The 15,954-nt window shown below is 51.7% G+C and carries 16 protein-coding genes; 7 read left to right on the top strand and 9 right to left on the bottom strand.

Annotated features, from left to right (window positions below):
* Window positions 1–74: 74 nt before the first annotated feature.
* From trhO to xerD, 8 genes are all read right to left on the bottom strand, one after another.
* The gene (gene trhO, locus EPD59_RS12725; protein ID WP_133273112.1) at window positions 75–1,028 is read right to left on the bottom strand and encodes an oxygen-dependent tRNA uridine(34) hydroxylase TrhO; all 954 of its coding nucleotides are present in this window, start codon (window positions 1,026–1,028) and stop codon (window positions 75–77) included.
* A 118-nt stretch (window positions 1,029–1,146) separates the two neighbouring features.
* On the bottom strand, window positions 1,147–1,779 hold the full coding sequence (locus tag EPD59_RS12730) for a NeuD/PglB/VioB family sugar acetyltransferase (RefSeq protein WP_133273113.1): 633 nt from the start codon (window positions 1,777–1,779) through the stop codon (window positions 1,147–1,149).
* 117 nt (window positions 1,780–1,896) lie between these two features.
* Complete coding sequence (locus EPD59_RS12735; RefSeq protein ID WP_133273114.1) at window positions 1,897–3,168, bottom strand: hypothetical protein; 1,272 nt, start codon at window positions 3,166–3,168, stop codon at window positions 1,897–1,899.
* The gene (locus tag EPD59_RS12740) at window positions 3,165–4,058 is read right to left on the bottom strand and encodes a DUF2851 family protein (protein WP_165963581.1); all 894 of its coding nucleotides are present in this window, start codon (window positions 4,056–4,058) and stop codon (window positions 3,165–3,167) included. The genes EPD59_RS12735 and EPD59_RS12740 overlap by 4 nt, the downstream gene beginning before the upstream one ends.
* A gap of 29 nt (window positions 4,059–4,087) precedes the next feature.
* The gene (locus EPD59_RS23275; RefSeq protein ID WP_133273116.1) at window positions 4,088–4,468 is read right to left on the bottom strand and encodes a DUF2851 family protein; all 381 of its coding nucleotides are present in this window, start codon (window positions 4,466–4,468) and stop codon (window positions 4,088–4,090) included.
* 177 nt (window positions 4,469–4,645) lie between these two features.
* Complete coding sequence (locus tag EPD59_RS12750; protein ID WP_133273117.1) at window positions 4,646–5,290, bottom strand: LolA family protein; 645 nt, start codon at window positions 5,288–5,290, stop codon at window positions 4,646–4,648.
* 61 nt (window positions 5,291–5,351) lie between these two features.
* Window positions 5,352–8,285: an FtsK/SpoIIIE family DNA translocase gene (locus EPD59_RS22605; protein WP_133273118.1), complete on the bottom strand. Its 2,934-nt coding sequence runs from the start codon at window positions 8,283–8,285 to the stop codon at window positions 5,352–5,354.
* Window positions 8,286–8,575: 290 nt separating this feature from the next.
* Window positions 8,576–9,475: a site-specific tyrosine recombinase XerD gene (xerD, locus tag EPD59_RS12760; RefSeq protein WP_133273119.1), complete on the bottom strand. Its 900-nt coding sequence runs from the start codon at window positions 9,473–9,475 to the stop codon at window positions 8,576–8,578.
* Between the two features lie 197 nt (window positions 9,476–9,672).
* Here xerD and aroQ point away from each other — a divergent pair, with 197 nt between their 5' ends.
* The 7 genes from aroQ to EPD59_RS12790 all read left to right on the top strand — a co-directional run bounded on the left by aroQ (window position 9,673) and on the right by EPD59_RS12790 (window position 14,480).
* Window positions 9,673–10,119: a type II 3-dehydroquinate dehydratase gene (aroQ, locus tag EPD59_RS12765; RefSeq protein WP_133273120.1), complete on the top strand. Its 447-nt coding sequence runs from the start codon at window positions 9,673–9,675 to the stop codon at window positions 10,117–10,119.
* Window positions 10,120–10,270: 151 nt separating this feature from the next.
* Entirely contained in the window at window positions 10,271–10,855 is a 585-nt protein-coding gene (locus EPD59_RS22610; RefSeq protein ID WP_240731392.1) for a hypothetical protein, read from the top strand.
* A gap of 5 nt (window positions 10,856–10,860) precedes the next feature.
* Window positions 10,861–11,331 (top strand): hypothetical protein, encoded by a 471-nt coding sequence (locus tag EPD59_RS22615; protein WP_240731393.1) that lies wholly within the window; start codon window positions 10,861–10,863, stop codon window positions 11,329–11,331.
* A gap of 120 nt (window positions 11,332–11,451) precedes the next feature.
* On the top strand, window positions 11,452–12,012 hold the full coding sequence (locus tag EPD59_RS12775; RefSeq protein WP_133273121.1) for a MarC family protein: 561 nt from the start codon (window positions 11,452–11,454) through the stop codon (window positions 12,010–12,012).
* 104 nt (window positions 12,013–12,116) lie between these two features.
* A complete protein-coding gene (gene rnhA, locus EPD59_RS12780; RefSeq protein WP_133273122.1) occupies window positions 12,117–12,581 on the top strand; it encodes a ribonuclease HI in 465 nt (154 codons plus the stop codon).
* Between the two features lie 124 nt (window positions 12,582–12,705).
* On the top strand, window positions 12,706–13,818 hold the full coding sequence (locus tag EPD59_RS12785) for an acyltransferase family protein (RefSeq protein ID WP_165963582.1): 1,113 nt from the start codon (window positions 12,706–12,708) through the stop codon (window positions 13,816–13,818).
* Entirely contained in the window at window positions 13,758–14,480 is a 723-nt protein-coding gene (locus tag EPD59_RS12790) for a tRNA1(Val) (adenine(37)-N6)-methyltransferase (protein ID WP_240731394.1), read from the top strand. Before EPD59_RS12785 ends, EPD59_RS12790 begins: the two co-directional genes overlap by 61 nt.
* Window positions 14,481–14,559: 79 nt before the next feature.
* Here the strand turns inward: EPD59_RS12790 and EPD59_RS12795 are convergent, their stop codons facing one another.
* On the bottom strand, window positions 14,560–15,915 hold the full coding sequence (locus EPD59_RS12795) for a saccharopine dehydrogenase family protein (RefSeq protein WP_133273124.1): 1,356 nt from the start codon (window positions 15,913–15,915) through the stop codon (window positions 14,560–14,562).
* Between the last annotated feature and the right edge of the window lie 39 nt (window positions 15,916–15,954).

The following is a 15,954-nucleotide window of genomic DNA, read 5'->3' on the forward strand; positions in this document are numbered from 1 at the left end:
AGAAAAGGTCGCACCATATGGTGCGACCTTTTCTGTTTTTGGTTTGTGTTAAGTGAAATGCCTGTTAGCGCCTCTTAATATGATGGAGCGCGGTAGGAAACCAGGCCTTGTTCGGGACGATAGTTGTTGCTCAGCTTCGGATACGTGCCAGTGCCATCATACGCCCGTTTATCAGGGTGGGCTTGGCAAGTAGTTGAGCAAGCTCCTTCTAGTTCATGACCACAGTTTTCGCAGAGAGCTAGATGGGCGTTGCAGTGCGGATTGGCACAGTTCACCAGCCTGTCGGAAGGCGCATGGCAATGGTGGCAATAAGAGATAATGGTGGGATTGACGCTGTTCACATCTACCGCCACGCGGTTGTCGAAGACATAGCATTTGCCCTCAAAATCTTCGCCGCCCTCTTCAATTCCGTACTTGATGATACCACCGTGGAGTTGGTACACGTTCTCAAAACCCTGCTCCAGTAAGTAGGCGCTGGCTTTTTCGCATTTGACGCCGCCAGTGCAATACGTCAGAATTTTCTTGTCCTTAAATTCCTTCAGCCGCTCTACCCGCTCGGGGAAGTCGCGGAAGTTTTCCATATCCAAGGTGACGGCGTTTTTGAAACGACCTACGTTGTATTCGTAGTCGGAACGCACATCTACCACTACCACATCATCGCGGTCTTTGAGTTCCTTAAACTCCTGCGGTGAAAGATGTTGCCCAGTGCGCAAGTGCGGCCGCACATGACGCAGGCTACTGTGCACAATTTCAGGCTTCACGCGAACATGCAGCTTTTGAAAGGTATGCGCAGGCGCTTCGTCAACCTTAAACTCTAAGGCAGCGAAGCGCGGATCGGCTTTTACAATCTGCATATACTCCTCACAATCAGCCGCCAGCCCCGACACCGTACCATTGAGACCTTCAGCCGCCACAATGATGCGACCTAACAGCTTCAAACGCAGACACAGCCGATGATGCTCCTCGCGGAACGCCTCCGGATTTTCAATCGGTGAATAGCAGTAGTAAAGCAGAACGCGATAATCCATCTCTGAAATGGTGTTTTGTGCTACGAGTGAATGCTAAATTAGGCACGAAGGGTTCCGGGGGGCTTTTTTTCGCGTGGCTAAACACAAGTCACGTTTCACCCTTCCCAAAAGTCAGTCCCTAAACTTTCGCGGCGGGGTTCCCGAATACCGTCTGGTTGGCTGCTACATCAGCTACTACAACCGAGCCAGCACCCACGCGGGCTTTTGCGCCGATCTTGACGCCCCCAACGATTATAGCGCCCGGGCCGATAAACGCCTGCTCAGCCAGCACGGCACCTGCATTAACGATGGCTCCAGCGCCGACCTGCACAAAGTCGGCTAGTTCTACCTGCACGTCAATTACGGCATTGGCCCCGATCAGGCAGCTATTGCCCATTTTGCTATTGCTGGATACGACGGCTCCAGCCCCAACGAGGTTGCCATGACCCAGCCACGCCTGTTCCGAAACGCTAGCGCGGGCATGAATGGCATTCACCGGCACCACCTCATACTCGTCGCGGAGCATATTGGTGAGGCTGCGGCGACTGGCCGTATCCTCGGTGGCCACGAACACTTCGCACTTTTTGCCCAATAGCTTGAGCAATTCGCGGTCGTCGGTGTTGCCCATCACGGGCACGTTGTTTAGCTCGGTATTCTGCAGCTTAGCATCGTCGTCGAGCAGACAATACACGACTACATCGTTGCTTTGAAAGGCATCTAGTGCCGTTGCACCCAGGCTTTGTGCGCCCAAAATGATTACTGGATTTTCCATGCGAAGCGAAAATGCCCCCCAGGGGCGATTTTTTCTAAACTGCAAAGATACATCCTGCTGCGAGCGGGGCCAAGTATTGGGCAATAGTCAGCAAGTATTGCTATCGAAAACCAATACCTACTCAGCCCTAAAGCGAGGAAGCCAGCGGGCCACGTACTCATTCTGGAGCAGCAGAAACACCAGATACGGCAGCAATACCGCCCGATAGCGGTTTAAAGTACCCAGGTTAGGGGTGCTCAGTCCAAGTAAAGCAGCTAAAGCGAGGCAGTATAGTACCAAAACTACGACCAGCGCGAACGGTAGATAACCGGGGACCCGGCGAGCCAATGCCACCAGAGTGACGCTAATTAGTAACAGCAAAGCCAGGTTTTCGAGACCAGCTACTATATATAAAAGCTGTTTATCCTCCCCAAGCCAGGGGCGAGTAATGGTACTTATTATGGCTTTCGGTGCATAGCTAAGCATGCTTTCCAACGTAGGCTTTAAGTCGGCGTACTCAATATGAGGGCGTGTTTGGGAGGCTCTTAGCAATTGGTAATAGTTGTTGCTGAGCTGATTAGTAAACTTATTAACGCGAAGAACGGGGAATATTTCAGCCGCCACCCGCATACCTCCCACCAGCACTACCACGATAACGGCCAACTGCACCAGCCAATGCCGGGCGCGGCCAAAAAGCTGTTGCAGCAGATGCACTACAATAAGACTGCTTAATCCGCCCAAAAGCAGACCGGCAAAGAAAAAGCGCATTTTGAAGTGCAACCAAGCTAGCAGCAGAGCCCCAACAATCCCTGCTAGTCGAATGGGTTGACCACCATACAGCCAACCTACAACCAATGCGGTGAGCCAAGCCCCACTCCCTATTAGCAGGCTCTCTTTTGTGATGCCAGCCGACCAATACACCACTGACGGCCATGCCAGCCATGCTATTGCCGCCGCTGCTAATGGTACTTGAGGCAAATACTTTTCTACCGCCCGCACCAACTGCCAGCTGCCCACGAAACTAAACAGGCTTAAATAAGCTCCATTCACAAACGGATTCCCCAGTGACCCCAGATTCAATACCGACAGAATCTTGATGATAAAGAAGGTATTTGAAAAGCCGTGAAAAATAAGCTTTTCCCCATAGCCATGGAATTCTTCACCCAGCAGTGTATGCAGCCAGGCACCAGGATTATCCCATAGTTGGGCGTTGAGTAGTCTCCCCCAGAACTGAAAGTAATCGGCGTCACCGGTGAGTGCCAGGCACGCAGCGGTACCCGCCAGGAGCCTGAGCCCCAATGCAGGCAGCAGCACCTTGCGCAACGCAGAAACGCGGGCTTGCCGCCGCAGCCAGTAGGCTAGCGCTACCACTAATAGAATATTCAGCCCGATGGCAACTACGATCTTCACCTGGGGGGCAAATTATGCTGTAAAATCCGGCTGCCTACTGCGCATTGCAGGCAGCGGCGTGGTTGGCAGTAACCATGGTGCATAGCTAGCAGGCCTTGCGAATCGGCGGCAGTGCGGTGCTCAAAATGAAGTTTTTCGTAAGGCGCCGTAAGATGATTGCGCTCAGCGGGCAGCTGTTCTAATAAACCTACGGCTTGCTCCACCAACTCGGGCTGGCCCACATGGCGAGCATAGGCTACACGCAGGGGCACCACCACGTTGATTATCAGTAGATGAATGCTACTTTGCCCTAGTGCAGCTACTTTACCGGGGCTGCCCGGCCGGTAGTGCGTTTGCCAATAGGGTGATACCGCCACCCGAAAAAACTGCTCCAAAGCCCCCACGCTAATCGCCGTAAGTAGCGCATCAAACAGGGCCGGACGGGCATGAAGCAAAGCCGCGAGCTGAGCGATACGTACAGTGGGAAAGTTAGCGGGCCGCAGACGCAGAAAATTCCAGGCATGAGCCGGCAGAGCCAGAGCAGCCAAATCATATTTATGGCGCAGAAACTCATACTCCCGACGCAGGTCGGCTAGGTAAGCATCACTGGGGGGCAAATCTGAGGCGGTGGGCAAGAGTCCGGCCTGACCGAAAAGCAACGCTTCCATCTGGAGGGAATCATGGCGGTGACGGCGTAGAATACTCAGCGGCAATGCCTTGGCCAACCGCGCTAAGGGTTCACTATTTTTCTTAAACCCAAATGCTGCCGCCAGTGCATGGTATGCTGTAGCCTCCCAATCGCCGCCCAAGTGCTTGTTCTGGATTTCTATCAAATCAGCCTTTTGCTCTACTCTTTCCAGCAATGCCCTCCCGAGCATCATGGTGCGGGTAATGCTCGGTACCAATGGCAAAAATGGCGCACAGGGCACTGATACTGTATCTAAATTGCCCCCAGAGTGGCATAAGTAGTTAAAAGAGCCGGCGTTAGGCGAGGTGCTAGAGTCAGCGAAGGAATGACAGAGCCATTGGTACGCTGCACGGGTTGATCGGCCGCATACACCACGTGCAATACCACTTGGTCATACTTTGGGTCCGTCTGGTGCTGGTGACGCTGCCAGTCGGAAGCTCGCAAATGGATTTCAACGGCTCCATTCCATTCAACCTCTCCAATCTGAAGACGAGCATTCAGGAAGTCGGGACCGGCATCAGTATTGTGTTGACCAGGACGCAATACAATAAGCTTTTCCCCCTGATCTGTTAGCAAATCTGCTTTATCGAAATACTGGTGCTGCCAGACGTAGTGAAGTAGCTCTTCTTTCATAAGTAATAAGGTGATCTAATATAAGTAGTAGCCGGGCAGGACCGGATAACGCCCTGATTAACTAAAATTTGCTTGAAGGCGGTATACAAAAACCAAGCACTTCTTTCAGATTAGCCACCAAAAAAACGGCCCGCCTCCACCAAAAGTGAAAGCGGGCCGAAATTCTTGAGCCGTGGATTAACGCAGGTCAATCACCTTTACGCCCTTGTACTTCGCCTTATCAAAGTTGAAGGTAGTGGCATCTACCGGCGGATTCGGCTGGAATTTGCGGATAGTTACGGTTGTACGGCTGCCGTTCTTTTTGAACATCTTCCAGCTTTTCAACGATTTATCCGCCTTACTCACGGACAAACGCACTTTAAAAACCTGATTGTTCTTATCCTCTGGGGCTAGCTCAATGATATCAACGGCCTCACCGGCTTCTTTGGCTTCCTGTACATAAGAGTACTTATAGCCCTTTTTATACAAGGTATAAATCTGAGCCGGTGATATCTCGCCTTCTTCAGGCTCGTAGTCAGAGATATTCACCTCGTTTTCGTCCTTCATATAGGTCCACATCGTCTGGCCGTTGTTGATGATTTCCTGACCACTCAACTTCAGCCGAAACTTTTGGCCACTTACCGTTATGTCACCGGTCATGTTCTCCTTCACCTTAGCCGCGTCGTTTTCGAGGGTTTGGGTGAAAGTGGCTTTAAACGCTTTCATTGCCTGGTATTTGGCACTCATCTGGTCGAGAATCTTACCAGCTTTGGGGTCCTGCTGCACGGGAGCAGCAGCAATCAGCGTAACCGAAAACGCCAGTAAAGCGATATACTTTTTCATTGCAAAGGGAAAGGGATAGCTTGGGCGAAACAAGGATTTAGTTGACTTTAATCCTTCATTTCTAACTTTTGTTCAGGTTATTCAATAATTGCTCCAAACTGTACTCGTCCGGAATTAATACCTCACGGGCTTTGCTGCCCTCGAATGGTCCTACGACGCCAGCGTGTTCAAGTTGGTCAATCAGGCGTCCGGCGCGGTTATATCCTAGTTTCAGACGACGTTGGAGCAGCGAGGTACTGCCTTGCTGATGCGTCACGATAACGCGGGCAGCTTCCTCGAACATACTGTCGCGGGAAGCCGGATCAAAGTCTTCGTTGTTACCGCCCGTATCACCTTCGGCACCAGCCACTTCAGGCAGCAAATACGCTTCCGGATAGCCTTGTTGCTCACCCACGAAGTCGCAAAGACGATCTACTTCGGGCGTATCAATAAATGCGCACTGCACCCGAATCAGATCGGAGCCGGCTGAGAACAGCATGTCGCCTTGCCCGACCAACTGATCGGCGCCACCGGTGTCCAGAATGGTGCGGGAGTCAATCTTGGAAGTTACTTTGAAAGAGATGCGGCACGGAAAGTTGGCCTTGATAATACCGGTGATTACGTTCACGGAAGGCCGCTGCGTAGCTACAATCAGGTGAATACCAATGGCACGCGCCAATTGAGCCAGACGCGCGATGGGTGTTTCCACCTCCTTCCCTGCTGTCATCATCAAGTCGGCCAACTCATCGATAACCAGCACAATGAATGGCATGAACCGGTGGCCTTTTTTAGGGCTAAGCCGACGCTCTACAAACTTGCGGTTGTACTCCTTCAGGTTGCGGCAGCCAGCATCCTTTAATAGGTCGTAGCGCCGATCCATCTCCATACATAAGGAGTTGAGCGTGTTCACCACCTTTTTTGTGTCGGTGATGATGGCTTCTTCCGTGTCGGGGAGTTTAGCTAGGAAGTGGCGCTCTATCTTGTTGAAGATGCTCAATTCCACCTTTTTAGGATCGACAAGCACAAACTTCAACTGCGAAGGATGACGCTTGTAAATCAATGATGCCAGAATCACGTTCAAGCCCACTGACTTACCCTGACCTGTAGCACCAGCCATGAGTAAGTGTGGCATTTTAGCCAAATCGGCCACAAACACTTCGTTGGTAATCGTGCGGCCGAAGGCAATGGGCAGGTCCATTTCGCTCGTGCGAAACTTCTCGTGGCTCAGCACCGAACGGATGCTCACCATTTCCTTCTTGGTATTCGGCACCTCAATACCAATGGTTCCTTTACCCGGGATAGGCGCAATGATGCGAATACCTAAGGCCGCCAAACTCAGGGCAATATCATCTTCCAAGCTCTTAATCTTGGAGATGCGCACGCCGGCATCCGGCACAATCTCATACAGCGTCACCGTGGGGCCGATGGTGGCTTTGATGCTGGCGATGTTGATGCCATAGTGCCCCAGCGTTTCAACGATGCGGTCTTTGTTGTCCTCTAGTTCCTCCTTGCTCACCTGGGCTTTGGCGGCACCGTAGTCGTTGAGTAGTTCTAGGGTTGGATATTGGTAGCGCGAGAGGTCAAGCGTGGGGTCGTAGTTCTCCGTGCCCTCGGCGAAGAAATCGTCGTCATCGGCCACGGTGATAGCTATGGGGGGCGTTTCGGCGGGAGTTGCCGGGGCAACAGTTAAAGGTGGTGAACTGGGCGCAGCAGCAGTGCCATCAGCCAGATCAGCTAGGGAAAGCGGCGTAGGTACACGGCTACTTACGGGAGCTACCTCGGCATCAACCGGCATTTCAACGGAGAAGCTAGGTCCGCTGATGCTAGCAGCCGAAGCAGCCAATGCTGCCGCGCTCGACGTGGCCACGCTGGGCGCAACCGACAACGGTAGGGACTCGCCGGCTGGCGCTGTTACGCTGAAAGATGGAGAGGCAACCGAACCTGTATATGACGGAACTTCCACTTCCAACTCATCACTTTCGTCCTCCCCTATTGTTGAGGTAAACTGAGGCGCAACTCCCTCCTCCGGTTCCCTCCTAGCGACGGGCTTTATGTTGCGCAGCGTCATCTGGGGGGCAATTTCGGACTCTTCAGCATCGAGTGAGGCGGTGGGGTCAGCCCCGTGATTCACGCCAAGGCCGGTGCGACCATACAGATCTAATCCATCGGTGCTTGCGTTGGGGCTCGCGGCATCTGCTTCCTCTTCGGCAGCCGTTCCCATGTTCAGACTGGTAACATTAAAGAAGAAGACCACGAAGGAAATCAGCAAAAATGCCAGCAGTAGTACCGTGCCCCAGCCAATCAGGCTATCGAGCCAGTAGGCTACTTCGTACCCGATGCCGCCACTCAAAAAATCGAGGGTATGCGCCAGGTTTGGGTCGGCGTCGGGGGTTTGGAGGGTAAGTACCACGTAGCCAAGCAAAGCACTCAGCCACAGCATCGAAAACAGGCACAAGGCAATAACGTAGCTGAGCGACACGCCTATTCCTGCCCGTCGGAACACGATTTTATACCCCAAGAAGAAGACGATCGGAATGACCGCAAACGCGGCTACCCCAAAGCCTTTATAAATGAGCACCTGCGCGGCCATTGCCCCTAACAGGCCCAGCCAGTTACCCGATTCTTGCCCCGCTTCCTTGGCGGGCGTGGTGGCCAAGCTACCCACTACGCTCTGATCGGCGTGGCCCGTAAACAGGAACGACACGAAGGCAATAGTGAGGTAAATGGACCCTAGCAGGAAGAAAAAACCGAGAAAGAGTTGAAAGCGACGGTCGCGCACAAAGCTAAAAATGCCCCCCAATGAAGGCAGCTTCGGCCATTGGCGCGGCGGTTTCGGGGCTTTGATAGCAGCCTTAGCTGCTGGTTTTGGACCAGCCTCATTGCGGCGACTATTCTCGCGGGGCGCCGGAGCGGGGTCTGGCGCGGGCGTTGGGCGCGTGGCGGGACGGGCGGACGGGCGGGGCTCGTTGCCGCGGGCCGGCGGAGTGATGGGTTGTTTATATGTATTCTTTGCCATGCTTAGGCACCGAAAGGCTAAATGTAAAAGTCACGAGGCGGCAGTGTGGCTTCTGCGGGGAATGGGTTCTCCCGGCAGCCAACACCTCACGCTTCGTAAAGATACACTTGCCCGCCCGCAGTCCTAACCGAAAATTTGCCCCCCAAATTGCCCAGATGCTTGAATATGCTGGTTCCAAAACCCTTACAGGGCAAAAAGCCAATAGCAAATAACAAGCTTGAGCCCTTGGGCGGAGCTATCTAATGGCTCTACTCAAGGGCTCAATACAAAGTTGATCTGATACTGCGTGTTTAGCTGCGCGGGTGAAACTCAGTTATAACCTGCTTGAGGTAATCCCGATCGAGGTGGGTGTAAATTTCAGTAGTGGTAATGCTTTCGTGGCCCAGCATTTCCTGCACGGCGCGCAGGTCGGCACCGCCTTCAATAAGGTGGGTAGCAAAGCTGTGTCGGAACGTATGTGGGCTTATAGTTTTGCGAATTCCCGCTTTGTCGGCCAGCGCTTTGATGATGTTAAAGATCATCACCCGCGACAATTTTGCCCCCCGCCGATTCAAAAACACGAAATCCTCGTGACCGCGCTCAATGTCGAGATGGCAGCGCACACCAGTGAGGTATATATTCAGGTGCTTGAGGGCATCGCGGCCAATGGGCACGAGGCGTTCCTTATTGCCTTTGCCCGTGACGCGCACAAAGCCCTGATCAGCATACAAATTGGACAAGCGCAGCTCCGTCAGTTCGGATACACGCAGGCCTGAGGAGTACAGCACTTCCAGGATGGCGCGGTTGCGAGTGCCCTCGTTGGTGCTCACGTCCACTGCATCCAACAATTGTGTTATTTCTTCATACGCCAAGGTATCAGGCAGCTTACGGCCAATTTTAGGCGCCTCCAGCGTATCAGTTGGGTCGAGCAGCAGCATATCCTCCATAATAAGGAAGCTATAAAAGGCTTTGATACCGGAAAGCGTACGGGCTTGGGAAGTAGCCCCAAGGCCCAACTCTCCCAACCAAGCCAGAAAATCGCGTAGAATACGAGTTGTTACCTGCTCTGGGTTAGCCGGGAGTTTCGATATTTCTAGGTACTGCCGCAATTTGCCCACATCCCGCACATACGCCTCCACACTATTGCCTGATAATGACTTTTCGAGTTGTAAATAGCCTTCAAATTGCTTGAGGCTGACGGACCAATTCAATAGTATAAAAGTTAGAAGCGTGAGGTGTGAGGAAGAATCCAAGAGTCGTGCCGAATGGGGGCTTTTTCCAGGAATCTGTAGGAGCATTAGGGTCGGGTAATAGATGTAGCAGCAAGTAGTACTTTTTGGCTCAATCTAGAAAACGCTAGTTTTAGCCACGTTCCCCGACCTTTACCTTTTCGCTTCACTCCTGCTTCATGAAAATCATCATCATCAACGGTCCCAACCTCAACTTATTGGGTCGCCGCGAACCGGGCATCTATGGCAACCGCTCTTTCGAGGACTTTCTGCCTGATTTGCACGAGGCATTTCCCGCCATTAAGCTCGAGTATTTTCAGTCGAGCCACGAAGGCGAGCTAATTGATAAGCTGCATGAAGTGGGCTTCACTTTTCATGGCATTGTGCTCAACGCCGGCGGGTACACGCATACCAGCGTTGCCCTAGCCGATGCCGTGGCCGCTATCAATACGCCTGTAATAGAGGTACATCTGTCTAACCTGGCAGCCCGCGAAGAGTTTCGGCAGAAAAGTTTACTGGGCAAACATTGCGTCGGCACTATCACCGGCTTCAAGCTCGACAGCTACCGGCTGGCCCTGCATTATTTTGAAGGATTACGGCCCAAGCGCGTTGGTTTTAAGGTGTAAAGCTTAATTGGTTGCTGGGGGGCTTTTTTGTGTTCAGGCTCATATACTGAACATGAATCAAGCCACGGTAGGCGTTAGTTACCCTAAGAAAGGCAGCGGCCAAACTCCGCTCCTACTACCTTTGTCTTCTCCACTAGCAATCACCAACTGAATGTATACTTTCAATCCTGGACCATCGGCTGTGTATCCGGCCGTGCGCCAATACCTCACGGATGCCTTCGATGAAGGCTGGCTATCGGCTCCGCACCGCGGCGAGCGTTTCACGGGCTTGGTGCGCCAAACCGTGACTGATCTTCGGGCTAAGCTTAATATCCCACAAGACTACACCGTTTTCTTCCTCAGCTCGGCCACGGAGTGCTGGGAAGTTTTGACCCAAAGCCTGACGCCCACCAAGAGCTTTCACTTGTATAGTGGCGCCTTCGGGGAAAAGTGGCTCGACTATGCCCGCGCCCTGCGCCCTGCCTCTACCGGCCTAGCCTTTGGACTCGATGAGCTGCCCAATGTGCACACGCTCCCCTTCAACGACGACACCGATCTGGTTTGCCTTACCCAGAACGAGACCTCAAACGCGACTCAACTCCGCGATGGTTTTATCCTGAACGTGTTCAACCGCCTCGGCAACGCTTTACTAGCCATCGATGCCACTTCGTCGCTGGGGGCATTCAACTCAAATATATTAAGGCTGATATTTGGTTTGCTTCGGTGCAGAAGGCTTTTGGCTTGCCCGCTGGCTTAGCGCTTATGGTGCTTTCGCCTCGGGCAGTGGCTCGCTTCCGTCACCTCAACGAGCGCGCCCACTACAATAGCCTGACGGCCCAGTACGAGAAAATGCTCAACTGGCAAACCAATTACACTCCCAACGTACTCGGCATATATTTGCTCAGCCGCGTGCTTCAGGATCGAGCACCTATTAAGGCCGTGCACCAGCACCTTCAAGACCGGGCCACCAAGCTCTACGATTTCTTCGATAGCGCTACCCAGCTGAGCCCGCTGGTGCAAAACCCCGAGACCCGCTCCACCACCGTCATTGGCTTGCAAGGCCCCCCAGCCCTCATCGACGAGATAAAGCGCAGCGCTTTGGCCCAAGGCATGCAACTGGGCAATGGCTATGGCACCTGGAAAGCGAATAGCCTACGCATTGCCAACTTCCCAGCCATTCCAGATGCAGCCTACGAGAAGCTGGTGCAGTTTTTCGCTAAGGACTTCGCCTGATTTCAACTTTAAGCGTCAGCAGGCTCCTTCACTTCACAAAGTAGCCGATGGGCGTTATTCTAATTGTTTTGCTCCTCCACTCAGGCTGCATTTTGCAGCCCTCCGGTTGAGGTTACCAGTATGTTTTCACTCAAAGAAATCTTCTCCGTCACGCTTACGCTGTTCGCTATCATTGATATTTTGGGCTCCATTCCCATTATTATTCAGATCCGGCAGCGTGAGGGCAAAGTGCATTCCGAGAAAGCCACGTTGGTAGCGGGGGCACTCATGGTGATCTTCCTATTTCTCGGCCAAAGCATTTTGTCCTTATTTGGTGTTGACTTTCAATCGTTTGCCTTAGCCGGCGCCATCATCATCTTCCTCATTGGCATGGAGATGATTCTGGGCATTGAGCTATTCCGCAACGATCCACTGGCGGCGTCGGGCTCCATCGTGCCTCTTGCTTTCCCCATCATCGTAGGGGCCGGCACCATGACCACCTTACTCTCGCTGCGGGCGGCGTATTCCTTGCCTAATGTACTGGTAGGCATCGCGCTGAATCTTGTCTTTGTATACGCGGTACTCAAAAGCAGCGCTTGGATTGAGCGCAAGCTCGGCAAGGCCGGAGAAGACATTCTACGCCGCGTTTTCGGGGTGATTCTGCTAGCAATTGCTATTAAGCTATTCAAAGCCAACTTTTAAGTAAGTATCTGATTATCCGGATTGTCGGCTGACCATTCACACATCCAATCGATGCGCGGTCAGGCAGTCGGCAATTCGGATATATTGCCATCCAATCCGTAAGAATGATTTATCTTTTTACCGACGGGTCGTCCCGCGGAAACCCTGGTCCGGGCGGCTATGGTGCCATTCTACGCTTCGGCCGACATGAGAAAGAGCTTACTGAAGGCTTTCGGCTCACCACAAATAACCGAATGGAGCTACTTGCAGTAATTGTTGGTTTGGAAGCTGTTACGCGTCCCGAAATGCCCATCACCGTAGTCACCGACTCGAAATATGTGGTTGATGCCGTTGAGAAGCGTTGGGTATTCGGTTGGGCGATGAAGCCTGATTTTGGCAAGAAAGCTAATGAAGACCTCTGGCGTCGCTTCCTAAAGGTATATAAGCAACGCACGGTACATTTTCGCTGGGTGCGTGGCCACAATGGCCACCCCGAGAATGAGCGCTGCGACCGACTAGCTGTATTCAGTGCTACCCAAGGCAAACTACTCGTGGATGAAGGCTATGAGCTTATTGAGGCTAAACGGTAAATTCACGTTCATACCGTTCACTCAGTTTATTCACTGCAAAGCATAGCCATAGTACTAGCTTAATTCACTAATGCGACCCCCTTACTATTCTTCCTTAACGGGTGTGCGAGCAGTAGCTGCGTTCATGGTCTATTTGCACCATTATAATCCGGGGCAACTAATATTTAACAGTCCTTTTTTAAAATCTGTGTTTCACGAATTCCACGTAGGAGTAACAATTTTCTTTACACTTAGTGGTTTTCTTATTACGGAAAGATATTTTATTACAGATGTAGTATCCATCAAAAATATAAAAACATATCTTATCAATCGATTTGCGAGGATATACCCCTTGTATATTATTTTGACTCTTCCAGTCTTCTTTATTGCTTTTTATAATGTGGGTTTTAGTAGATACTATTTATATGCGCTTATCCTAAACATTACACTTCTTAAGAGTTTATCGTTAGAATATGCATTCACCGGGTTGCCCCAAGCTTGGTCGCTAACCGTGGAGGAGTGTTTCTACTTTTTTGCCATATTCTTTTTCGCAGCTCTAAATGCCCCCCGATTCAGTAAAGCTATAGTTTGGGTATCAGCTATAGTTTTACTACCCGCGACAGGGTTTGTACTGGTCAAAATCTTTAACTATCTGCACTTACCATTCTTTGAGAATATGTCTTTTGTGGCATACACCACTTTTTTTGGCCGCTTCTTCGAGTTTTTTATTGGCGCTGGTTTAGCGTTATTACTAAAGAAAGTAAAAACTAATCATTATTTACCTTTTCTCACGTACGGAGGCATTATATTATTTTCACTTGGCGTGTTTGCATTAACAAAAATAAAAATAGCGTACGAAGCCAATTTTGGTATAAGCCCACCCATTGGTATTACAGTAAATAACCTTTATCTACCTTTATGCATAGCCATTATATTTATGGGATTACTCAGAGAAAAAAGCCTAGTATCAACGTTCTTATCTACCAAACCATTATCTGTACTTGGGAAAAGCTCTTATGCATTTTACCTGATTCATATGGGCCTTATTCATGAGTTACTGTCGCCTTATTTCAATGAGGAATCAGTATTAGGAGCTGTGGCCATTTATTTAGTCCTTGTAGTGTTAGCAATAGCTTTGTATTTCTTTTTCGAAGAGCCAGTAAATAAAAAAATCAAATCACTTACTTCTCGTCACAATTGGCCAACTCCTACTTCCAGTTCAAGCAATTCCGCATTGAGCAAGGCCAGTGTGCGATGAAGGTGTGCACCGATGCCTGTGTGCTCGGTGCGGCGGCCTACTTATGTGAGGATACTCGCCTCTTGGATATCGGCACGGGTACTGGGCTGTTGGCCTTAATGGCCGCCCAGCGAAATCCTACTATTCGGATAGACGCAGTTGAAATAGATGAACTGGCGGCCACACAAGCGATTGATAACGTGAGGGCTAGTCCTTGGCCAGAGCGCATCAAGGTTCACGCAATGAGTTTAGCTCAATTTGCTGGTACCCAACCAGAACCTTTCGATCATATTATCTCTAACCCGCCTTTTTTTCGGCATTCCCTGCGCTCCCCTGACGTAGCCCGGACAACGGCCCGCCACACCGCCACTGATACGTTATCCTTTGAGGCACTACTTGCCTTCACTGCACAATATCTGACCCACAGCGGTCGGCTTACTATACTATTGCCTCCGCCGGAAATGCACCATTTCGAACAAACGGCAGCCTTGGGGAGCTTTTTTCCTAGCGTGCAGCTGGAATTGCATCATCGCTTGGGTAGCCGAGCCAACCGCCATATTACTACCTTCACCCGAATGCCAGTGGCTACTAAAAGTCACAGTCTGGCCATCTACACTGATACTGGGTCAGCGTATTCTCCCGAATTCAAGGCTTTGCTACGCGACTTTTATCTGGCTTTCTGAGCTGCTTCTGCCATTCTTAATAAACCTTAGCACGTTAAGAATCGCCCACAAGCTCAAACCTGATGTGAAAAACGATTTATTAATCCGGAAGCTCGCTTTCTTCTTCCTGAAATTGAATTCCGTACTCAGCCTCTAGTTCAGCCAAAATCGGCTCGTATAAGTCGGCGTGCGTTGGGATAACCACACCACGCTGGGGCACCAGACCACGGGTAAGGCGGCGCACGGCCATACCCAGGGGCAAGCCTACTGTTTTGGCCATTGCCGTGTGCGTGGCGTCGTCGCCGGGCACAACCAGCGAGGAGGTACGCCGGTATCGTTTGCCCTGCAACGTAAACTTAAACAGGTGCTGCATCACAATCAAGTCGCGGTCGCCGGGCTGGAGACGCCATTTTTCGGTCAGTAAATGCTCCAGTAGCTGGGCGGGCGTGGCATTGGGGAGGCCAACCGCTACATGCTTGAATAGCCCGAGCCAGCTGAGCAGTCGCATTTCCTCCCCTTCCGGATTCAACTCTAGATAATCGGCAAAGTGTGTTGCCAAATTGCCCCCCACGGCAGCGGCGGGAGGCAAATAGGCAGCAATAAGTTGTTGCCACGTCCAATCGGCTGTATTTCCCAAATGCACGGTGTCGTCGGTGAGGCCGAGGCGCACCAAAGCATTCCAGGCAGCACAATAGCCCGGCCGGCGTAGGGTGCCGCGCAAAATGGTCGGGATAGTATCGAGGCCATACGGCGCGCGGTAATTGAGCGAATCGCGGTTAGCGTAGCCCTCAAACTGTCCGTAGCCGGGCACTTCCAACACCTCAAAGCGGCGAAATAGCTGTTGATACGGAATAAAATGAGGCCGACCATTTTCAAGGTATTTGGCGGTACTTTGCCCAGCTAATACCACATTGCGCGGGTTCCAGGTAAACTTGTATCGCCACGGATTATCCCCTTCCGACTCGGGGGTAAGCAAGCCGCCACAGTAGGATTTGAAAGATAATAATTGCCCCCCGCGAGCTTTAATATCACTTATGGCCTGCATCGCCGACATATGATCGAGGCCGGGGTCGAGGCCACACTCCATCAGCAGCGTGACGCCGGCAGCCTGGGCTTCTGCATCCAAGGCCCGAATTTCGTCGGTGGCGTAGCTGGCGGTGGCTAGGTGACGGCCGTGGTGTAAGCAAGCGCGAGCTACCATCGGATGAAACGCCGCGGGCAGCATGGATATCACTATATCAGCGGCAGCTACTAATTCATTCAGTAGCACATCATTCTGAATATCAAATGGTACTACGCGGGCGTATTCGGTGTGCGCTACGAGTATGGGCACCAAATGAGCTGGCTGCACATCGGCCACGGTGAGGTACCAGCCCTCACTGGGCGCATGGCGCAAGAGGTAGTTTATCAGAGAAGACGCCGAACGACCGGCCCCGAGCAGCAGAATATTTTTCAAGAGATGGGTGCGAAGTGATGCGCAAGTGTACGAACTCTA

This window comes from Hymenobacter radiodurans (assembly GCF_004355185.1).
GTDB classification, from domain to species: Bacteria; Bacteroidota; Bacteroidia; order Cytophagales; family Hymenobacteraceae; genus Hymenobacter; species Hymenobacter radiodurans.